The organism is Pseudomonadota bacterium (assembly GCA_036141575.1).
Lineage (GTDB): Bacteria > Pseudomonadota > Alphaproteobacteria > UBA2136 > JAPKEQ01 > JAPKEQ01.
The window spans coordinates 195876-214996 of the sequence record JAYZXF010000017.1; the positions used below are offsets into that span (position 1 = coordinate 195876).

22 protein-coding genes are annotated in these 19121 nt (G+C 46.5%); 8 read left to right on the forward strand and 14 right to left on the reverse strand.

Going from position 1 to position 19121, the window contains the following annotated elements:
- Nucleotides 1–13: 13 nt before the first annotated feature.
- The 6 genes from dnaB to VX730_08580 form a co-directional block, all read right to left on the reverse strand.
- Complete coding sequence (gene dnaB, locus VX730_08555; GenBank protein ID MEC9292438.1) at nt 14–1486, reverse strand: replicative DNA helicase; 1473 nt, start codon at nt 1484–1486, stop codon at nt 14–16.
- A 173-nt stretch (nt 1487–1659) separates the two neighbouring features.
- Nucleotides 1660–1953 carry a hypothetical protein gene (locus tag VX730_08560; GenBank protein ID MEC9292439.1) on the reverse strand — a complete coding sequence of 98 codons (294 nt, stop codon included), beginning with the start codon at nt 1951–1953 and terminating at the stop codon, nt 1660–1662.
- Nucleotides 1954–2071: 118 nt separating this feature from the next.
- The gene (locus VX730_08565) at nt 2072–2416 is read right to left on the reverse strand and encodes a hypothetical protein (protein MEC9292440.1); all 345 of its coding nucleotides are present in this window, start codon (nt 2414–2416) and stop codon (nt 2072–2074) included.
- 10 nt (nt 2417–2426) lie between these two features.
- The gene (locus VX730_08570) at nt 2427–2717 is read right to left on the reverse strand and encodes a hypothetical protein (GenBank protein ID MEC9292441.1); all 291 of its coding nucleotides are present in this window, start codon (nt 2715–2717) and stop codon (nt 2427–2429) included.
- Between the two features lie 134 nt (nt 2718–2851).
- The gene (locus tag VX730_08575) at nt 2852–3142 is read right to left on the reverse strand and encodes a hypothetical protein (protein MEC9292442.1); all 291 of its coding nucleotides are present in this window, start codon (nt 3140–3142) and stop codon (nt 2852–2854) included.
- 11 nt (nt 3143–3153) lie between these two features.
- Nucleotides 3154–3462, reverse strand: coding sequence for a hypothetical protein (locus VX730_08580; GenBank protein ID MEC9292443.1), 309 nt, complete (start codon nt 3460–3462; stop codon nt 3154–3156).
- A gap of 212 nt (nt 3463–3674) precedes the next feature.
- On the opposite strand from VX730_08580, the gene VX730_08585 reads away from it, so the two are divergent.
- A complete protein-coding gene (locus tag VX730_08585; protein ID MEC9292444.1) occupies nt 3675–5441 on the forward strand; it encodes a hypothetical protein in 1767 nt (588 codons plus the stop codon).
- 104 nt (nt 5442–5545) lie between these two features.
- On the opposite strand, the gene rplI is transcribed toward VX730_08585, so the two are convergent.
- From rplI to rpsF, 3 genes are all read right to left on the reverse strand, one after another.
- Nucleotides 5546–6007: a 50S ribosomal protein L9 gene (gene rplI, locus VX730_08590; protein MEC9292445.1), complete on the reverse strand. Its 462-nt coding sequence runs from the start codon at nt 6005–6007 to the stop codon at nt 5546–5548.
- Between the two features lie 102 nt (nt 6008–6109).
- Nucleotides 6110–6430 (reverse strand): 30S ribosomal protein S18, encoded by a 321-nt coding sequence (rpsR, locus tag VX730_08595; GenBank protein MEC9292446.1) that lies wholly within the window; start codon nt 6428–6430, stop codon nt 6110–6112.
- 30 nt (nt 6431–6460) lie between these two features.
- Nucleotides 6461–6844 (reverse strand): 30S ribosomal protein S6, encoded by a 384-nt coding sequence (rpsF, locus tag VX730_08600; protein MEC9292447.1) that lies wholly within the window; start codon nt 6842–6844, stop codon nt 6461–6463.
- A gap of 195 nt (nt 6845–7039) precedes the next feature.
- On the opposite strand from rpsF, the gene fabD reads away from it, so the two are divergent.
- The 7 genes from fabD (at nt 7040) to VX730_08635 (ending at nt 12673) form a co-directional block, all read left to right on the forward strand.
- Nucleotides 7040–7987, forward strand: a complete 948-nt coding sequence (fabD, locus tag VX730_08605; GenBank protein MEC9292448.1) for an ACP S-malonyltransferase — start codon at nt 7040–7042, stop codon at nt 7985–7987.
- A 16-nt stretch (nt 7988–8003) separates the two neighbouring features.
- Nucleotides 8004–8729 carry a 3-oxoacyl-ACP reductase FabG gene (gene fabG, locus VX730_08610; protein MEC9292449.1) on the forward strand — a complete coding sequence of 242 codons (726 nt, stop codon included), beginning with the start codon at nt 8004–8006 and terminating at the stop codon, nt 8727–8729.
- A 95-nt stretch (nt 8730–8824) separates the two neighbouring features.
- Entirely contained in the window at nt 8825–9061 is a 237-nt protein-coding gene (locus VX730_08615) for an acyl carrier protein (GenBank protein MEC9292450.1), read from the forward strand.
- A gap of 312 nt (nt 9062–9373) precedes the next feature.
- On the forward strand, nt 9374–10624 hold the full coding sequence (fabF, locus tag VX730_08620) for a beta-ketoacyl-ACP synthase II (protein ID MEC9292451.1): 1251 nt from the start codon (nt 9374–9376) through the stop codon (nt 10622–10624).
- A 1-nt stretch (nt 10625) separates the two neighbouring features.
- The gene (mltG, locus tag VX730_08625; protein ID MEC9292452.1) at nt 10626–11540 is read left to right on the forward strand and encodes an endolytic transglycosylase MltG; all 915 of its coding nucleotides are present in this window, start codon (nt 10626–10628) and stop codon (nt 11538–11540) included.
- A 25-nt stretch (nt 11541–11565) separates the two neighbouring features.
- Nucleotides 11566–12201 carry an AAA family ATPase gene (locus VX730_08630; GenBank protein MEC9292453.1) on the forward strand — a complete coding sequence of 212 codons (636 nt, stop codon included), beginning with the start codon at nt 11566–11568 and terminating at the stop codon, nt 12199–12201.
- A gap of 4 nt (nt 12202–12205) precedes the next feature.
- A complete protein-coding gene (locus tag VX730_08635; GenBank protein MEC9292454.1) occupies nt 12206–12673 on the forward strand; it encodes a hypothetical protein in 468 nt (155 codons plus the stop codon).
- Here VX730_08635 and rsmA read toward each other — a convergent pair.
- Genes rsmA through VX730_08660 form a run of 5 tightly spaced genes read right to left on the reverse strand, consistent with a single transcriptional unit; the run spans nt 12670 to nt 19047 of the window.
- On the reverse strand, nt 12670–13449 hold the full coding sequence (gene rsmA / locus VX730_08640) for a 16S rRNA (adenine(1518)-N(6)/adenine(1519)-N(6))-dimethyltransferase RsmA (GenBank protein ID MEC9292455.1): 780 nt from the start codon (nt 13447–13449) through the stop codon (nt 12670–12672). The genes VX730_08635 and rsmA overlap by 4 nt on opposite strands.
- A gap of 10 nt (nt 13450–13459) precedes the next feature.
- Nucleotides 13460–14611 (reverse strand): peptidylprolyl isomerase, encoded by a 1152-nt coding sequence (locus tag VX730_08645; GenBank protein MEC9292456.1) that lies wholly within the window; start codon nt 14609–14611, stop codon nt 13460–13462.
- A gap of 58 nt (nt 14612–14669) precedes the next feature.
- Complete coding sequence (gene lptD, locus VX730_08650) at nt 14670–16766, reverse strand: LPS assembly protein LptD (GenBank protein MEC9292457.1); 2097 nt, start codon at nt 16764–16766, stop codon at nt 14670–14672.
- 53 nt (nt 16767–16819) lie between these two features.
- Nucleotides 16820–17947 (reverse strand): LPS export ABC transporter permease LptG, encoded by a 1128-nt coding sequence (gene lptG / locus VX730_08655; protein MEC9292458.1) that lies wholly within the window; start codon nt 17945–17947, stop codon nt 16820–16822.
- Nucleotides 17944–19047 (reverse strand): LptF/LptG family permease, encoded by a 1104-nt coding sequence (locus VX730_08660; GenBank protein ID MEC9292459.1) that lies wholly within the window; start codon nt 19045–19047, stop codon nt 17944–17946. The genes lptG and VX730_08660 overlap by 4 nt, the downstream gene beginning before the upstream one ends.
- Nucleotides 19048–19121: the final 74 nt, after the last annotated feature.

Consider the following 19121-nt stretch of genomic DNA (forward strand, 5'->3'; position numbering starts at 1 on the left):
GACGGGAATATCCCTAAGCGTCTACGCCGTCTGGGTAGCCAGTTTCGCCACTGAATTCGTGGAAGGTCGTTGTTGGACCGTCGAATGTGAATGTCAGTGTCTTTGTTGAACCTTTACGGTTTTTACTGATAAGTAGTTCTGTTAGACCACGTACTTTATCAAGGCGCTCTTTGAGCTTTACGTTTTCCTCAGAGTTTTCATCTGCACCCATCAGCTTCGTCAGGTAGTACTCCTCACGGTATAGGAACATAATCACATCGGCATCCTGCTCAATCGCACCAGATTCACGAAGGTCAGAAAGCTGCGGACGCTTGTTCTCACGGTTCTCTACACTACGAGAAAGCTGAGAGAGGGCAATCACAGGAACGTTCAGTTCACGTGCTACACCTTTAAGGGTTTGTGAAATCATCGAGATCTCTTGCACACGGTTATGGGCGTGCATTTCAGATGTCATCAGTTGAAGGTAATCGACCACCAGCATACCAATATCGTGCTGGCGAGCCATACGGCGCGCTTTACTACGGAACTGGCTCACAGAAAGGCCCGGCGTATCATCAATAATAATTGGGTACTCACTGAGTTCACCAGCGGCTTGTACAAGGCGCTCAAGTTCAGCGTCGTTAATTTCACCGCGAGACATTTGGCCCGAGTCAATGCTTGAAGCACTTGAAAGCATACGTCCTGCAAGCTGGTCGGCTGACATCTCAAGTGAGAAGACACCAACGGCCGCGCCACCAGTTTTACCGTTACGCAGTGCTTCAGCAGCGTTTTGTGCCACGTTAATGGCAAAGGCTGTTTTACCCATAGAAGGGCGGGCTGCCAGAATCACCAAATCAGATTTACGGAAACCACCAAGCAGTTTGTTGAGGTTGCTATAACCTGAATCTACACCGAGGAGCTGACCTTGGTGTTTCTTGGCTTCTTCAATTTGTTCAATAACTGTTACAAGTGGGGCGCGAAGGTTTTGAAGTTCCTTTGTTGAACCACTCTCGTTGAGCTTAAAGAGCTCCGCTTCAATGCGCTCAATCAGTTTTGTTGTCGCATCCAGTGTACGTGCGCCAGAAAGGTCTTGCTCAAGCTTACCTGTCATCTCCAAGAGTTGGCGCTGAAGGTAAAACGTGTAAATGATGCTGACAAGCGTTTGTACGTTATCGGCACGTGTTGCGTTTTCAAAGAGGCCTGTGAGGAGCTTCACCATCTCATCTTTACCACCAAAAATGCTGGTGTCGTTAATCACTTCTTTCAGAGAGATTGGGTTTGCTTCATAGCCTTTAAACAGAAGTTGCTGAATACCTTCAAAAATAGCTGTGTGTGTTGGGATGTAAAAATATTCTGGCTTAATTGTGCCTTCAACGTCTTCATAGAGTCGGTTGTTAAGCATCAGAAGACCAAGGAGCGCCTGTTCAGCTTCTAAACTATGTGGAACGGGCTGGTTTGCATTTCCACCGAAATCTACTGTTTGAACTGTAGCTGTGCCTTGTGACATGTGTTTTTAAGCCTTCTTATATCCAGAATTTGAGCCAACTTGTTGGGTTTTCAAACTATAGGAGATTTGCCCTCAATATGCAATGGCAGAATTGAATACAACATAAAAAAGATGGAGGGAAAAAAGAAAACGTCCTTGCACAAAACAAGGACGTTATTCTCGAGTATTAATCATCAGGCAGTGGCTGCCTTTTCTTCAGTGATGGCAAGGCCGATCATGAAGAGAGTGAGCATGAACAGCGGCAGAGCCAGCACGGTGCCAACATCCTGCATGAACGCTTTGCTGGTCAGCCAGCCGAAGAGGGTCATCCAGAAGCCGATGCATCCAACAAAGATGCCTGCGCCCCAGATCAGGAACATTTCAAGACCGCTCGCTCTGTTGTGCGAGCTCAGGTCCATGTTATTTCCATAGATGTTGCCGCTGATGAAAGTCACAGCGCCAAAGAGTAGATAAAACGCCCAAAACATGGGAACCTCCTAGGTTAACGGGATTGCAGAAGACTTACGTTACTAAAGTATTGGGGCATAAAGACCCTTTTTCAAGTGAAACACCCCCACTTAAATAGCAGGGGTGTCAAAATCGAGTTTAGCGCCGTACAGCGCTGAGGCGAACGGCCACTTTGTGGAAATAGCTGAGGCCTGCCATATATTCATAGATGCGCGTCAGCGTTGCGTAATCATCCAGAATGTATGTTTCGCTGGTGCGTATGCCGTTTTTACGGAAGGTGACTTTCAGCTCTTGCTGGGTGTTGCCACCTGAAGCGTCGGCTTTGAAATCTAGCCGCTCCATGTTCTTCAATTCAAACGTCCGCGGCCTTGCAGGGCCGCCTTGAATGAAGAGGGTGAAGGTGCGTCTGTCCAAGCAAAGCTCGGTTGAGGTGACATAGCCACGGTTGCGGCGGTTACGTTCAATTTCAGCAGGTGTGGGCATGGTGACTCCTTTAGCGCAGAAGGGTGATCATGAATGCATAGCCGCATTTGTAGCTGGCCAGCATAAACATGGGAGTGGCCAGAACCAGAGCAATGGTTGCAATGGTCATAAAGCCAAAGACAAAAGAAAACATACCAGTGACGGCAGCGGCAGCACCGAGGGTACAAATACCGATGTTTACTTTTTCAGTAATTTTACAGTCGTCAGTTGAGCCGTCATGCTTTTTACCTTGGGCCATAAGGCATCCAATACCAGAAGCAGTGAAGCACAACAGGGCCGCAATGATGAGTGCGATCGCCATGTGTTTCTCCTTATGAAACGGAAATAGATGAGATGATGTATAGGGTTAATGTATACATGTGCAAAGTTTTGTCAAACAAAAACCCTCACCAGAAAGGTGAGGGTTTTTTCGATTAAGCCTTAGAAGTGCAGACGTCAGTCGTTGGCGCGGTAAATCGTCACGCCAGAGGCGATAAGAAAGCCAACAAAGGTGAAAAAGACCAAGCCTGCAATGCTGGAAAGGGTGTCCGCAGCACTTATACCAGACATATGACTGACAAGGGCAGCACCAGCAAACATGATGGAGGCAATAAGTCCAATGACATTTGCCCAAAACATGAAGACAACAATGCCCCAGGCTTTATTATCTGAATGACTGGTGTAGTGGATGGTCAGGGCGAAGAGGTAAAAGATACCTGCGCCCATGAGGATAGGTAGAAGAAACATGATGGTTTCCTTTATTTGGGTTTACGGTATTCTTTAATTTGGTATATGCCATAAGCGATGATATCGCCTAGGTAAACACCAATAAAGAACGCTGCTGGTAGCAGAAGGACTTGCCAAATAGCTTGAAGCCATGACAGTTCAAACGTAATACTCAAGCACAGAGCAGCAAGCCCGAGCATGCCAACAAAGCGATAAAAGCGGAAGAGCATGCCTTCAATCATTCGACCTTTAGGGTCATGGCGGTGGTCATGTTCTGTTAATAGAGCATACACAAAAGCCGCAGCGAAAAACCCAAGGAAGAGGGTGTAGTAAAGCGCCATGGTATGACGATCTCCGTAGAAAAAGGGAAGATATGATATCTATTTCTTTTTTTGTATCTCTTGGGGAAGGGATAGTCAAACCAAAACCCTTAAATATGTTTTCTAAAAGGGTTGATTTTCAAGCAGATCGTTCCCACCTGTAGTGGGTTAAGACTATCTGTATCTTTTTATCATTGCCCTGAGTACGGGCTTTCAACTCATGGAGACCTTTTATGGATACCTCTAAACCTATGGAAAAAGTCGCGAGCTTTTTCTCAGCGCATGGCGTGCTACTCGCCTTCTTGGCGGGTGTGGTTTGGCTGTTCTACAGCCTAACAGGCTACCTGAGTGCGTTCACCCCTGTGGATCTGTTTGTGACGTATGTCCTTGCAGGCATTGCAGTGGTGACTGCCAAAAACTTCTTGCAGCGCAAACAGAGCGGAGCGGGCATTGGCTTGCTTCAAGTTGTTCACCTTGCACTTGCTGCAGGCATTCTGGTCATCATATCGTACATCTACGTGTACTATGTGCCGTCCATTGCCTCTGAAGGCTTGTACACACTTGGCCTTGCCAAGAGTGGGATTGATAAATCCGCTGGATTCCAAAACGTGCTTTACGGCATTGGGGTGCTGGCTGCAGCCGCGATGGTGGTTGACTTTATGGCCGCCGCAGTAAATGGCAAAAGCAGCAAAATGGCTGTGCTTGTTCTGTTGCTGCTGTCCTCATCGTTCTTGTTCCTGCTTCTGGCAGGGGTGTTTGGTGAGGGTCAACGTCAGACCTTTCAGGTGAAACTGTCTCAGCGTGAAGCAACGGAAGCCATCAGTACGATGGAAACTTACCGTCCGCCTTTTGCTGCTGCAGAAAAGATCATCTTGGACTCACGCAAGCCGTATATGCAAATCCTCACTGCAGGAGATGTAAGCGCGGCCAACCTGCGTCAATCTGTCCTGACTGCTGCACGGGACGCTGCCAATGGCTGCCGTAACTTGCCGGGTACGCTCACTTCGGTGATTGATAACATTGCTGCGATTCCTGAAGCGGAACGCAGCGGTGGTTCTGTAACCTCTGCCTCTGGCAAGGCCGGTGAAGGCCCGCGCTATCGCGCTCTTGCACGTATGCTGCAGGCACCGATGTCACCCATCAATGGTGGCGTGCGCATTGCCATGAATGATCTGCGGACACTGCAACTGCCAACGCAAGCGGATGCAACAGCTGCTGATGTGCTGAATACCTATCGTGCCCAGTGTGAACTGGTGCGTGGTGAGATTGTTCAGCGCTTGGACCTGCTGCGTGAAGCACAAGCAACACCTCTGGGAGCTACTTTCTCAGAGGATGAAGAAAACTTTGTGAAAAACCAGCAAATTCAGCCGGTGATTAGCAAAGCAGAAGCTGTGCTGAAAAGCCTGAAAGACTTTCCTGATCTGAATATTCTGGTGACAGAAGACGTGGATTCGGAAGGTATGGCCAGTGCGCGTGCAAGCCTTGAGTCTCTGAGCGAGATGATTGGCCTTGTGAAGCAAGCAGAAGCTGAGTTCATTGCAAAGGCCGAAAGGCTGCGCCGTGATGTAGACAATATTGACTGGGAAGCTCCAAAGGAAACTTTGGAAGAGCAGGTGCGTGAATTCTTTGCGGAAATCAGCGTATCTTCTACCGCCTTTAAGGTGGGCAAAGGTCAAGAAATTGTCAACCTTGCAACGGTTCTCGGTAACGATGAACTGCAAGCTCAGCTGCAAGAGATGCTGGATGGCTATCAGCCGCCGGCCATTGAAGTCCCGAATGAAGCCAGTCTGTATGACACATGGTTTGATCAAGGGGGCGAAGGTGTTTGGCAGCTGTTTGTTGCCGTAATCATCGCTCTGACCGTGGAGACTCTGGTTCTCTGGGGCGCAACACTGCTGCTGACCAGCATTGGCAAAATGTTCTACAATGAAGGCCAAAAGCGCAAAGGTGCTGTGGAAGCTGCTCCGGCAGATGAAAAAGCCAAAAGCGCAACAAGCTGAACTGCATAAGCGAAAAAACAAAACAGGGCCTTCGGGCCCTGTTTCTTTGTGTAGCAAATAAAAAGCCCTGCACATGCAGGGCTTTTTTAAAAAGTGATTATCACTTATGCACTTACGCGGTTAACCTCTAGTGGAAGGCTAACGATAACGTCACTGTGAAGAGTGATCGTTGCAGTGTGCTCACCAACTTCTTTAATTGGCGCTTTGAATGTCACTGTAGACTTGTCTAGCTCAACGCCAGAAAGTTCTTTAACAGATTCAGTGATGTCACGTGGACGGATTGTACCGTACAGTGTACCAACTTCAGAGGCTTGACGGCCAAGAGTAACCTTAACGCCTTCAAGTTTGTCAGCAACTGCTTGTGCAGCAGCAGCTTTTTCTTTGTTAGCTTTTTCAAGTTCAGCTTTCATGCTTTCAAACTTAGCAACGTTGCGCTTAGTAGCAGGAAGAGCCTTGCCTTGTGGAATGAGGAAGTTACGAGCAAAACCAGGTTTTACTGTTACTGTTTCACCAATCTCACCAAGACCGTGAAGTTTTTCTAGAAGAATGACTTTTGCTTGTGCCATTGTCTGTCCCTTTATTTTGGTTAGCTACGTTCTATTTGTGTAGCAAACGGTTGGTTTTAAAATTCCGCCTCTAAACACTTAAGAGAAGAGGCGGAAGAATTCTTAGCGGTCGCTGTAAGGCATGAGAGCGAGGTGACGAGAGCGCTTAATAGCGACTGCAAGTTCACGCTGCTTAATGCGGCTAACACCAGTAATGTGGCAAGGTAGGATCTTACCGTACTCAGTTACAAAGCGGCCAAGTAGGCGTGTGTCTTTGTAATCGATCTTCTGAGCGCGAGGGCCGCTGAATGGGCAGCTCTTTTTGCGTTGGAAGAATGGCTTACCAAGTAGACGAGGTGTGTACTTAGGAGCGCGGTCTTTTTTCTCAGTTGCTGGTGCTTCAGTAGTAGCAGTTGCTTCTGTGTTTTGTGTTTCAGTAGTCATGGGTATAATTCTCCGTTTTACGTGTTTAGCTTACGCAGCTGATTCTTCGCTTTTCTTGTCTGACTTTTCAGAGTCATCGAAGCGGCGACGGTTTTTAGGAGACATCATTACTGATGGACCTTCGTTCAGCTCTTCAACGCGAATAGTTAGGAAGCGGATGATATCTTCGTTGATGCGCATTTGACGCTCAACTTCGTTGATGATGTCACCGTTAGCTTCAACGTTAAGCATTACGTAGTAACCACGACGGTGTTTTTTGATGCGGTAAGCAAGAGTACGTAGGCCCCAGTTTTCGAAGCTAGGTACAGAACCGCCTTTTTCAGTGATAACTGTTTTGAATTTGTCTACCAGAGTATCAACTTGAGTTGTTACAACATCTGGACGAACGATAAATACAAGTTCATAAAATGACATGTGTTGTTTCTCCTTTTGGGTTAAGTGAAAAGCGTTATTGCTGTTCACATTAGCCACGCACCTACGCGTAGCAAGGTGGCGCCAATATACATCAAAATGCATACATTGCAAGGGTTTTTCTTATATTTTAGCTTTGGCTTCGCAGGATACTTTGGTATTGTCTCATGAAGATTTCAAGATAGGGTTGTAAGAAAAATGGCAAAACACCACACTTTATTTGTATTTCCAGGGCAAGGTTCACAGCATGTTGGTATGGCTGAAGGCTTTATGGAGCACGAATATACTAAGGAACTTTTTGAAGAAGCAGACGACCTTTTAGGCTTTTCTCTTTCTAAAATGATGAAAGAGGGCAGTGCTGAAGAACTCGGCCAGACAGCCAATACTCAGCCAGCACTTCTTCTCTCTGGTGTTGCTGTTGCGACATACATTAAAAAGAGAACAGACAAAATTAACCTCCACTCATTTGCAAATGCTGTTGCCGGTCACTCACTCGGTGAGTACACGGCGCTTTGTGCTGCAGGGACACTCACTCTTAAAGAGGGCCTGTGGCTGGTGCGTACACGTGGTGAAGCGATGCAAAAAGCTGTACCAGCAGGTAAGGGTGCTATGGCCGCTGTTATTGGTATGGAGTACGCCAACCTTGAAAGCATTGTGAAGAAAACAGGCTGCTTTGTTGCCAATGATAACAGCCCATCTCAAGTGGTGATTTCTGGTTCAAATGAATCTGTTGATGAAGCGAGCAACATGCTTGCGGTAGAGGGCGCGAAAAAGATTGTGCGCCTCAATGTAAGTGCGCCATTCCACTGCCCAATGATGCAACCTGCCGCTGACGTTATGGCAGCCGCTCTGCAAAAAGTACAGTTTGCACCGGTTGATATGCCAGTTTACCAAAACGTGACAGCACAGAAGACAGCTTCAACACTGAGCCTCGAAAAAGGTCTGGTTGAGCAGGTGACAGGCCGTGTACGTTGGAGAGAGACAATGATTAACGCTGCCTCTGATGGTGTAACTGAAGTGGTAGAGTGTGGTGCAGGAAAAGTACTCACAGGACTTGCAAAACGCGTAGACGGTGTTATAACCACGTCCACGCTGAACTCTCCAGATGATATTGAAACATGGCTTGAGTCTCGCGTAGATAACTAAGACAAGGATTTATATAATGCAGTTTGCAGACCTCTCAGGAAAAACAGCCCTTATTACAGGTAGTAGCCGTGGTATCGGTAAAGATATTGCCAAAAGCTTTATCGATGCAGGCGCAAGTGTCATCATCTGTGCAAGCCGTGAAGAAACAGCCAAAAAAGTTGCTGAAGAACTCAATGCTCACTCTTACGTTGGTGCAGATCTTTCTGATATCGCTGGTCTAGAAGAGTTTGCTAAGCGCGTCGGGGATGTTGATATCCTTGTTAACAACGCAGGTATTACAGAAGACGGTCTGTTTATGCGCCAAAGCGATGAAGCTTGGGATAATGTGCTCGACGTAAACCTGAACTCTGCTGTTAAGCTCACTAAACTTTTCATGCCAGCAATGAGCAAAAAGCGTTGGGGCCGTATTATTAACGTGACGTCTGTTGTGGCGCACATGGGTAACAATGCACAAACAAACTATGTGGCAAGTAAAGCCGCGATGACAGGTTTCTCAAAAGCGCTTTCTAAAGAAATGGCGCGTCGTGGTGTAACAGTAAACTGTGTGGCACCAGGCTTTATTGAAACAGACATGACAGAAAAGCTTGATGACGCTGTAAAAGCGAACTTCATTAAAAATATTCCAGCGGCTAAGTTTGGTACAGGGGAAGACATTGCAAATGCGGTGCGTTTCCTTGCAAGTGACGCAGCTGGCTACATGACGGGCACAACGCTCCACGTCAACGGTGGGTTGTACGTTTAATTATTAGGTTGATAAATTCAATCTTTGAACTATATTATGGGCACAGACCTCCATTAATCGGGGGCTAAAATTATTTTTAAAGGAGTTATATAAAAATGAGTGATATCCACGCACGCGTTAAGGACCTAGTTGTAGAAAACCTAGGTGTTGCAGAAGATAAAGTAACAGATGCTGCTAACTTTATTGATGATCTTGGCGCCGACTCTCTAGACACTGTAGAGCTTGTTATGGCTATGGAAGAAGAGTTTGGTATCGAAATTCCAGACAGTGATGCAGAAAACATCATGACTGTTAAAGACGCTGTTGCGTACGTAGAAAAAGCTGCTGCGTAACCTTTAACAGAATCTTTCAGGAATCAAAGGCTAGCTCCATAATCATTGGTTACGAGCGCAGGAGGAAAAAATAGATGAAATTTTTAGATGTGAAGAAGGAGCATAGCTGGAGTTACGTTCCTGATGAGCAGCTGAAAAGTTCGCTATTTTCACTCCTGTCCGTAGGATGGCATTCAAAATACCACCCAAATCAGTTTATGCAAGGTTCTGTGGAGCCTGCCACACAACCTTTTATAAACATAATTTGTTCGCTACGCTGTGCCATTTTGCATAGCCACGCTGTATCAAATGACTATGGAGCTAGCCTCTAATATGAAAAATCCACAAAACCGCCGCGTTGTTGTTACTGGCCTTGGCATGGTAACGCCTGCGGGTCTTAATGCTGAAAGCACATGGAAAAGCCTGCTTGCAGGTGAAAGCTCAGTTGGACCAATCACAAAGTTTGATGCGTCTGACTATGCGTGCAAGATTGCAGCAGAAGTGAAGGACTTTGATCCTTTGGTGGCAATGGATGCAAAAGATGTAAAGCGCACAGATGTGTTTATTCAGTACGGTATGGTGGCAACTGCAGAAGCGATGGCTGATGCGGGGCTAACTGAGCTGACTGAAGAGCAAAAACTGCGTGCTGGTGTGATTCTTGGAAGTGGTATTGGCGGATTTAATGAAATCGAAAGCACGGTGCTGACCCTGAATGAGCGTGGTCCGCGCCGTGTTTCGCCGTTCTTTATTCCATCAATGCTGATTAACCTTCTAAGCGGCCAAGTGTCGATCCGTTATGGCCTTAAGGGGCCAAACCTCAGTGTGGTAACAGCCTGTGCAACAGGTGCCCACGCAGTAGGGGATGCTATGCATATTATTAAGCGTGGCGAAGCGGACATTATGGTGGCTGGTGGTGCCGAGGCTGGTATCACAAAAAGTGCAGTAGCTGGCTTTGGCTCAGCGCGTGCGCTTTCGACTAACTTTAACGATGAGCCTGAAAAGGCAAGTCGTCCTTACGATAAAGACCGTGACGGCTTTGTGATTGCCGAAGGTGCGGGTGTACTTGTACTTGAAGAGTACGAACACGCTAAAGCACGTGGGGCAACAATCTACGCTGAAGTGGCTGGCTTTGGGCAAACAGGTGATGCCTATCACCTAACATCTCCAGCTGAAGACGGAGACGGTGCCAAACGTGCCATGTCTCTTGCACTTGAGTATGCAGGCCTAACGGGTAGCGATGTGGATTACACAAACGCACACGGTACATCTACACCAATGGGTGATGGTATTGAGTCTCGAGCGATTGAAGCCGTTGTTGGCAAGCAAGCTGTCGTAAGTTCTACAAAATCTATGATTGGCCACACACTTGGTGCGGCTGGTGGTATTGAAACAGCAATCTGTCTGCTTGCTATGCGTGATGGTATGGCGCCACCAACAATCAACCTAGAGAACCCATCTGAAGACTGTAACCTAGATTACATCACAGAAGGGGCGCGCACAATGGACATGAATGTTGTATTGAACAACTCATTTGGCTTTGGCGGAACAAACGCTAGCCTAGTCTTGACTAAGGTTGAGTCATAATATGCGCTTTGGTGTTGTTCTCCTAAGTGCACTTCTTACATTTAATGCTTACGCTGAGCCTGTAGAGGTTTTGATCCCAAAAGGATCAAGCGTTAAGTCTATCGCAAAGCAGCTTGATGAAGCAGGTGTGATTGCAAGTCCGCTTATTTTTGAAGGCTGGCTTCGTGTGACACGTCAAACAGGTGCGCTACATGCGGGCCGTTATGTGTTTGAAACAGAAGACGGCATGCGCGCTGCCATTCATAAAATGGTTGAAGGCGATGTTGCACTTGAAAAACTGACGATTCCAGAAGGTCTTACAGTTGCTGAAGTTCTTACAAAGCTCAAGAATGATGAGCGTCTAACAGGGCCGCTTCCACAAGGTGTGCCTGAAGGAAGCCTTCTGCCAGAAACATACTCGTTCTCAATTGGCACAACGCGTAAAAGTCTTATCACCACTATGCAATACGATATGAAAAATGTTGTAGATGAGGCGTGGGCAAAGGTAGATCCATTAAGCCCGCTGCTTTCTCGAGATCAAATGGTGACGCTGGCATCTATCATTGAAAAAGAGACAGCTCTTCCACATGAATATGAAACAGTTTCAGGCGTTTATACCAACAGGCTCAAAATTAACATGAAGTTGCAAGCTGACCCAACGGTGATCTATGGCCTAGAAGATTACGACGGAGATATTCGTAAAAAAGATCTACGCAACCCGCACCCGTACAACACCTATGTACATAAAGGCCTTCCGCCAACACCTATTGCTAACCCGGGCCGTGGTGCCATTATGGCAGCAGCAAACCCTGCCGATGTGCCATATATCTATTTTGTGGCCGACGGGAAGGGCGGACATGTGTTTGCAAAAACACACAACGAGCATAAGAAAAATGTTCAAGCCTACCTTAAAGCCCTAAGAAGTCGTGCGAAATAGCCAGTTTCCTCGTAAACTGGAAAGTATGACAAGTACGCAACCATCAGGACATCTGTTCACTATCACCGGCCCAAGTGGCGCGGGTAAAGACACGTTGATGCACGCCCTTATTGAGCGTGAAGACACTTTGTCATTTTTCCCAACAGCAACAACACGTGATCCTCGCGCTGGTGAGGTAGATGGTGTGGATTACCACTTCCTTGATGAAGCTTCATTTAAAGCTAGAATGGATGAGGGTGATATTCTTGAGTGGAGCCACCACTATGGAAATTACTACGGCACACTTAAAAGTGTTGTTGAAGAAGGCTTAGATGCTGGGAAAGACCTGATTACTGATATTACTTACAGCGGTGTAGAAGCGCTTTATAACGCCTTTAGCGATCGCTGCACACGTATTCTTATTTTGCCGCCAAGTATTGAAGAGCTTGAGCGTCGCTTTGCGAACCGTCAAAAGAACAGCATGGAACCTGATGAGGCGATTCAGCGGCGCTTGGGTCATATCCGTGATGATCTTCTGAATTTAGAAACAGAAGGTTATATGTTTGCCAATGCAGATATGCGCGGCTCTAACTTAAATGATTACGATATTGTGATTACAAATGCTGACCTAGAAACAGCAATTAAAGAACTACAACAAGCACTAGTAAAGGTGAGGGGATAGAAACATGAACTATGCAAAACTGATGGCGGTTGCTTTAGCAACGGTATCGCTTTCTGGCTGTATTTTTGGTGGTGAAGCAAACCAGGTTTCTGGTAACTTCTGTTCTCCTAAACACTTCCGTACTGTGTTTATGAATAACGCAAACATTGCAGGGCTTTATCCTGAGCAAGAAGCTGCTGATGTGCTTTCACGCATGGGTAAACCTGCAAGCCAAAGTAACTTTAAAATGAGAAACGGCGGAACAGTGACTGCATGGTTCTACCAAATTAACATTGAACCACCATGCCGCGGCTTTGAAGGGGACTACAAATACGAACCTGTATTTCTTGCTAATGGTCAGCTCATTGGTGTTGGGCACCGTTACTACGCACAGCACATTCGTCCGAATGCGACAATTCCTCTATGGGGTGACTGGATGGGTGCAAGCCGCGCACCTGCAAACTACAACGGCGGCTTCCAAGAAAACTTCTAAACAAGACTGAGTTTACAGAATAGCTCTAAGCTGACCGTCTCTGGGCGGTCAGTTGGTTTGATGCCTACTGATTCTAGAGAGTCCTCAACATTATCAAATGCACTCTTTAGGCTGGCGCGTAGCATTTTGCGGCGTTGGTTGAACGCCATAGCGCTGAGCTCTTCAAGGCGTTTTACATTGCACTCATAGCGCAGTGTTTCTCTTGGCACAATCTCAACAATAGAAGAAGTGATCTTTGGTGGTGGGTTGAATGCACCACGCGGTACATCAAACAGGCGCTTGCAATCTGCGCGCAGTTGGCAATAGAGCGCAAGACGGCCCCAGTCCTTATCACCAGGCTTGGCACAGATACGCCCAACAACTTCCTTTTGCAGCATGAATACCATGCGCTCCCAATGCTCAGGTGTTTCCAGAGCTTTGGTCACAATCACAGTACCAATGTTGTAAGGTAGGTTACCAACCAGTTGGCTTCCGGCAGGAGTCATATCAGTGTATTTGTCCTTAAGCGCATCTCCCATGTGTAGTGTAAATGGGTACTGACTTTCAAGCGGACGAAGCACGTCTTCCATGCGGTGGTCTTTTTCAAGAGAGAGAAGGGTCGCGCCAGACTCAAGAAGAGGTTTCGTCAGTGCACCTGTACCAGGACCAATTTCCATCAGTGGTGTCTCTTCGCGGTTTACGCGAATGGCATCCACAATCTTTTGGATGATGAATTTATCGTGCAGGAAGTTTTGCCCGAGGGACTTCTTTGCGTCGATTCTAGGTGTGTCTGTCATCTATGAAGGCTTACAGGCGGATATCAATGAAAGCGTCACGGCGTAGGTCACGCATCATGCGGCGTACTGCAAGGTCTAGACGGCTTTCCATAAGACGGTTACGTACACGCTCGCGGTACTCTTCTAGGCCTTCTGGTAGGGCACGCTTCTTCTCTAGAAGTGTGTAAGTCACCATGTCTTCACCGTTTTGAATTTTCTTCGTTGTGTCACCAACGTCTAGTTTTGTAATCACATTTTTAAGCTGAGTTGACAGGTCTGGAGCAGCCACCCATAACTCATCTTCAGTTGTTGTGCCATCTTCTAGGTGTGATGTTTTCTTAAGTTTGTACTCTGTTACCGGCTCTGTTTGGATACCAGGAAGTGAGCGAAGCTCTTTCACTTGTACAATGTGGTAGCCTGTACCACTACGAACAGGTTTAGACACTTCACCGGCTTTTAGGTTTCTGACTGTTTCTTCTAGCACTGGAACCATTTCCCCTTCACCAAACCAACCAAGGTAGCCGTCTAGTGGTGTACCGCCAGTGTTATAATCTTTAGCAACTGAGGCAAAATCAGATTCTGTTGAAGCGCGTTCGTAAGCTGTTTCTGCAAGAGACTTAGCATTGTCTTCAGCGCCTTCAGCTTCACCTACAGGAATAAAGATTTGAGCAACTTCCCACTCAGTGCGCATGTTTGCTGCACCAAGCTGACGAATCAACTGATCTACTTCACTGTTTGGAATATTTACGCGGTTTCTAAGAACGCGGTCAATAATCTGTTGGAGGACAAGGTCTGATACAATTTGTTGTTCAGCTGTTTCTTCTACACCTGCTGTAATTTTAGCGTATGCGCCACGTGGCAGGTTACGGCTTTGTTCAAAGCGTGCAATAGCGAGGTCAATATCTGAGCGTTGAATTGTGAAGCCACGGTTAGAAGCGTATTGCTGCAGAAGGCTTTCATCAATCATGCTGTTGAGTGTACGGAAGAGAAGGAGGCGTTGCTCATCACGTGATGGGTTTTTAGAAAGGCTACGCATAATAAGCTCAAAGCGCGCGTTTAGATCTGATTGTGTAATGATATTATCGTTAATAACTGCCACAACTTTATCTACTGTTTTGGCCTCAGAAGCTGCTGAAATCAGGAGCATTGAAGCACCAAGTAGTAGGGTAAATAGTTTGCGCATAGTAAATCCTTTCCTCTTCAGGCGATATAATGCCTAAAAACGTCTAAAGAATCAAGAATTAGAAGAGCTGATCAACATCTACTTTGCTGTCGCGCCCAAGAGTGAGAAGTTCTACGTTAAATGTGAACTCTGTTGCAGCTGGAGCGCTACGGTTATTATACCCGCGACGGTTAACGCTGAACGTTGCATTGAAGCAGTTGTGTTGGTAAACCAGACCGATGTCATTCTTAAGAAGCTTACCACCGTCGTTCATGTCACGGTTAAAGGCCCACTCAAGCCCCCAGTTGTCAGCAAGTTGGTAGTAGGCGTTACCGCTTACTTCATGCTCACCACCATCAAGAAGAGAGTGACGTACAGAAATGTAGTTATTGCCCAGAGCACCAAGGCGCAGGTTACTATCAATACGACGGATCTCAAATGTGCCATGGTCTAGACGCATGTCTGTACGTGCGCTGAGGTAACGTGTTGGGTCAATTTCAGCAAGTGCAACCCAGTCAGATGTTTGGGTCTCAGTACCACCAGTTGTTGTTGTCTCGTGGTGTTTATCAAAACGAATACTCTGACCAAAGAATGTACGGATACCAATTTTATCTGGTGTACCCCATTTGTTATCTACACCGTAAACAACGCGTGAGCCACTTTCAATCACATCGTAACCAGCAAAGCGGTCATCAGAGAAGAGGTTGCTACTATCAAGCTCAAAACCGGTACCGTCTTCGTTGTTAATTTCATTCGGATTGTTGCCAACAGGTGAAAGCATCAACTTAATACGGGGTGTAATGATATGCCCTGATGAAGCGTTTACATACGGGCGAGACCAGTCAAGTGTGGCTTGGCCATGTACACGTGACTCGGCGCCATCCTGTGCGCTATTTGCTGTATCAATATTGTAGTAGTCAGCACGTACGTTAGCGCCAAGTGTGAACTGGTCACCGTACTTGCTTGTAAATGGTTTGCTGTAGCTTGCTTGGGTTGCTAGGCGGTCATGGCTGTAGCCAAGCTCACGGCTTAGAGAAACGCCATCTACATTAAACTTAAATTCACCACCAATTGACTTAGGTGCGTCCATAACATGCTCAAAGATTAGGCGAGGTGCCACTTGAGGCGTTGTTTCTGGGGCAATACCGTCACGAAGGTCGTGGTAGTAGCGGCCATAAATCGCAGCATAAGTATCTTCAGTACCTTGCTCTACAAAGCCTGTAAATGGTGCAAAGTTTGGTGTACGACCAAAGAACTCGTCAAGGTAGCTATCATCAGAAATAAGAGTACCGTTTACACCAACACGCATGCCTTGGCGTGGGCGATAAACTGCTTTAACTTCTGCGTGAGAGCGTACTTCACTTGTGTTTGTGTCTGAAATAATAGAGCCGTCTACAATGGCATGAACCTTACGGCCAATGTAACGTGTTTGACCAATCAGCATGTTGCCGCGCTCTGTCATGTAGCGGTTACGGATTGTGGCATCAAAGTTTTCAGCAAAGCGTTGGTAGTAAGAAAGAGTGATTTCTTGACCTGTAACGCTAGAGCTTCCAAATGTTGGAGGCAGCATGCCGCTAATAGGTTTGTTATTCACGCTGTGTGTCATGTAAGGAAGGTAGAAGACAGGTGTACCGTACACATCAAAGTACATTTTGCTGTATGACATCATTTGCTCTTGCGCGTCATACTTCACTTCACCTGCGCGAATTTGCCAAACTGGGTTGTGCTCATCGCAAAGTTTACATGGTGTGTAAGCCAGATCAGAAAGGCGGTAAGTTGTACCGTTCTCACGTGTGGCTTGCATAGCCGCAAACACAGGGCCGTCTTCACCAAGGCGTGCTTTAATACTATCTAGAACAATAAAATTGAAATCATCACTCAGCTCAATTTTGTCAAAGAAGAGGGCGGTCTTGTTAGAGTCAACAAGTGTTACGTTGCCTTCAGCTGTTGTGATGCCTGTTGCGCTGTCATAGGTCATACGATCAGCCCAAACAGAACCTTGCTCAGCGGTAATCTTTACGTTGCCTTCTGCTGTTACAACACCTGTTTTAGCGTTAAAGCTAATATCTTCAGAGTCAAATAGGTATGGGGTCACGGCAGCGTGTGACGTCGCGAAAGCACCTGCTGAAATACCAGCAGCAAGAGTGAGAGTATGAATTGAGCGTAATAGGTTCATTCAGGTTTTTATTGTTTTTTTTATCGCTATAAATTCTTAAAAATTTGTACCCACTATTCTTCCCGATAATGCAGGAACAATGCAAGTGCTAAAAGTATCGCAATGCCGGCAGGGGCCCATGCGGCAACCACAAGGTTCAGGCGACCCGACAAACTGTACGCCCCAACAAAGTTACTAAAGAAGTAAAAGCAGAAGCCAAATACAAGACCAATAAGGACCATTGTTCCCACACCACGCTGGCGTGAAAAGTGAAGCGCAAAGGGGATTCCAAGCAGGAACATTGCCATAATAAAGGCAGGTTTAGCCAGCAGCTTATAGAAATGCAACTGGTGCTCTTCTGATGGGAAACCAACAGCCTTTAGACTGCGAATAAACTCAGGAAGTGAGTAAATGCTGAGCGAGTCTGGTGAGGCAAAACTATTCTGAATTGTTTCCAAAGTGAGGCTTGTTGGCAACACAAAACGGTTCAGGCGCTCGCTTGGCTTATCAGGCTCAAGCATAATGACGTTTTCCATTTCCCAGCGGTGGCCTTCAAGGATCATCTTTTCCGCGTCCATACGACGAATAAAACGGCCATCAGGGGCAAAGCGGAAAACACTGACGCCATGTAGGTTACGGCCAAGGTTTTCTAGCTTTTCAGCATAGATCAGCATTTCATAGCGCTCTTTTTCACTCTGCTTTAACCAAATGCTACCGCCTTCAGTGAGGAGGCCTTCAGCACTGCCGGGGAAGAGTGTATTCTCAGCACGTTGGTATTTATCGTTGAGGAGTGCGCCTGCTGGGCCAATGGCAAATACATCAAGCAGGCCAAGCATAAGGCAGAGCATCAGCGGACCAAGTAGAAAGTGCCTTGCTGGGACACCGCTGCTACGAATGGCAATCAGTTCATGAGACTTTGCAAGGCCTGAAAAACAAATCAAGCTGGCCAGCAGAATACAAAACGGGAACACTTCCAACATAAGAGCAGGAAGCTTGTAAAGCATGAGCAGCACAATGTAAAAGCCATTAATGGTATCAACACCACCAAAGCGACGCATCATTTCAAGGCCGTCAATCATGGCAACAAAGGTTGTCATTGCCATCACACTCAAAAGAATGCTCACAAAGAAACGCTTAGACAGGTAGCGTAAAAGAATACTACCGCTGTAGCGTGCTTCTGATGGGGCAAACATTTCGGTCATGGCTTCAGTGTCTTTCCTTTAAGGGATTTTTCTCTTAGCGACCTGAGCGCAAAATACGTAAACACAAATGGCAGAGCCCATTGGCCGTAGAGTGCCGCTTGGTTACCACCGCTTGCAAGCGTGTTTGTAGCAATAAGGAGCCCAATATACAGTACTGAGAATAGCGTTGCGATCATGCCCGGTCCAAGAAGTGTGGCTTGGCGGTTATGCATGTTTTTAAGCAGGCAGGCTGCCGCAATAAGGACCATTGGAATTGGTGTAAGTGGCCATAGTAAACGCTTGTGCGCTTCAGCAATAAACTTGTTACGGTCTTTTTCGCTGTTCGCTGACTCGAGGTTTAGGAGTTCTGGGAGGTAACGCTCATCAGGCTTTCTATAGCGTGGACCTTTTGGTGTGAACTGCTTCACAATATCAATGGTGTGAGAGTCAAAGCTCAATGTAGAAAGCTGCTTGTCATTAATTTCTTGGCGAGACCCATACTGGAGCCTTAGGCGAGGGCGGCCTTCAGAATCAAAAGATACTTCACCTGATTGCGCCATCCACGTGATTGGCGCGCCTTCATTACTGTTATCTTGTACAAGAATTCCTTCAAGGCGTGTTGGTGCTGGTCGTGCTTTTACATAAACCATAAGGTCACTATTTAGCTGATTAAATGTGCCTTCACGAATAAGAAGGTTACCACCTGTAGAACGAATCAGGTGCTGGAGGTCTTTAAAGGTTCGCTGCCCAAGTGGCTGCAGGAAGAGACTTAAAATGTAGCCAATAATGACAATAAAGCCAGCAAGCTTAATGGCAGGGCCAACAAGTTTAAGACGAGATAAGCCTGAACACAGGCAGATGAGGCTTTCGCGCTCATCATTCATACGGCGGAAGTTGTAGCTGGCCCCAGCAAATACGCTGAGAGGCAATACAATCACAAGAAACTGCGGCATAATTAACACGGTAATATAAAGGAATGTCTTCATCTCTAAGCCGCGGTTAATCATGAAATCAAGGAAGCGCAAGCTTTGGATTAGCCATGTCATAGAAAGCATGACAAAAAGAGCCATAAACGTAGGCATAATAATGTTTTTGTAGTTATAGCGCTTTAAAAGCTTCATGAGAAATCTTGAAATATCTCTTTTATTTTATTCTCTTCCCCGTGCCCCAAGTTATAGCGCACCTTGCCTTTTTA

What these genes read in the sequence shown, in the direction of transcription:
- VX730_08630 (MEC9292453.1), top strand. Translation starts at nt 11,566, where the DNA reads ATGACAAGTACGCAACCATCAGGACATCTGTTCACTATCACCGGCCCA.
- lptD (MEC9292457.1), bottom strand. Translation starts at nt 16,766, where the DNA reads ATGAACCTATTACGCTCAATTCATACTCTCACTCTTGCTGCTGGTATT.
- VX730_08615 (MEC9292450.1), top strand. Translation starts at nt 8,825, where the DNA reads ATGAGTGATATCCACGCACGCGTTAAGGACCTAGTTGTAGAAAACCTA.
- VX730_08660 (MEC9292459.1), bottom strand. Translation starts at nt 19,047, where the DNA reads ATGAAGCTTTTAAAGCGCTATAACTACAAAAACATTATTATGCCTACG.
- fabD (MEC9292448.1), top strand. Translation starts at nt 7,040, where the DNA reads ATGGCAAAACACCACACTTTATTTGTATTTCCAGGGCAAGGTTCACAG.
- VX730_08635 (MEC9292454.1), top strand. Translation starts at nt 12,206, where the DNA reads ATGAACTATGCAAAACTGATGGCGGTTGCTTTAGCAACGGTATCGCTT.
- rpsR (MEC9292446.1), bottom strand. Translation starts at nt 6,430, where the DNA reads ATGACTACTGAAACACAAAACACAGAAGCAACTGCTACTACTGAAGCA.
- rpsF (MEC9292447.1), bottom strand. Translation starts at nt 6,844, where the DNA reads ATGTCATTTTATGAACTTGTATTTATCGTTCGTCCAGATGTTGTAACA.
- rplI (MEC9292445.1), bottom strand. Translation starts at nt 6,007, where the DNA reads ATGGCACAAGCAAAAGTCATTCTTCTAGAAAAACTTCACGGTCTTGGT.
- VX730_08580 (MEC9292443.1), bottom strand. Translation starts at nt 3,462, where the DNA reads ATGGCGCTTTACTACACCCTCTTCCTTGGGTTTTTCGCTGCGGCTTTT.
- mltG (MEC9292452.1), top strand. Translation starts at nt 10,626, where the DNA reads ATGCGCTTTGGTGTTGTTCTCCTAAGTGCACTTCTTACATTTAATGCT.
- rsmA (MEC9292455.1), bottom strand. Translation starts at nt 13,449, where the DNA reads ATGACAGACACACCTAGAATCGACGCAAAGAAGTCCCTCGGGCAAAAC.
- VX730_08585 (MEC9292444.1), top strand. Translation starts at nt 3,675, where the DNA reads ATGGATACCTCTAAACCTATGGAAAAAGTCGCGAGCTTTTTCTCAGCG.
- fabF (MEC9292451.1), top strand. Translation starts at nt 9,374, where the DNA reads ATGAAAAATCCACAAAACCGCCGCGTTGTTGTTACTGGCCTTGGCATG.
- dnaB (MEC9292438.1), bottom strand. Translation starts at nt 1,486, where the DNA reads ATGTCACAAGGCACAGCTACAGTTCAAACAGTAGATTTCGGTGGAAAT.
- VX730_08575 (MEC9292442.1), bottom strand. Translation starts at nt 3,142, where the DNA reads ATGTTTCTTCTACCTATCCTCATGGGCGCAGGTATCTTTTACCTCTTC.
- VX730_08570 (MEC9292441.1), bottom strand. Translation starts at nt 2,717, where the DNA reads ATGGCGATCGCACTCATCATTGCGGCCCTGTTGTGCTTCACTGCTTCT.
- VX730_08560 (MEC9292439.1), bottom strand. Translation starts at nt 1,953, where the DNA reads ATGTTTTGGGCGTTTTATCTACTCTTTGGCGCTGTGACTTTCATCAGC.
- fabG (MEC9292449.1), top strand. Translation starts at nt 8,004, where the DNA reads ATGCAGTTTGCAGACCTCTCAGGAAAAACAGCCCTTATTACAGGTAGT.
- lptG (MEC9292458.1), bottom strand. Translation starts at nt 17,947, where the DNA reads ATGACCGAAATGTTTGCCCCATCAGAAGCACGCTACAGCGGTAGTATT.
- VX730_08565 (MEC9292440.1), bottom strand. Translation starts at nt 2,416, where the DNA reads ATGCCCACACCTGCTGAAATTGAACGTAACCGCCGCAACCGTGGCTAT.
- VX730_08645 (MEC9292456.1), bottom strand. Translation starts at nt 14,611, where the DNA reads ATGCGCAAACTATTTACCCTACTACTTGGTGCTTCAATGCTCCTGATT.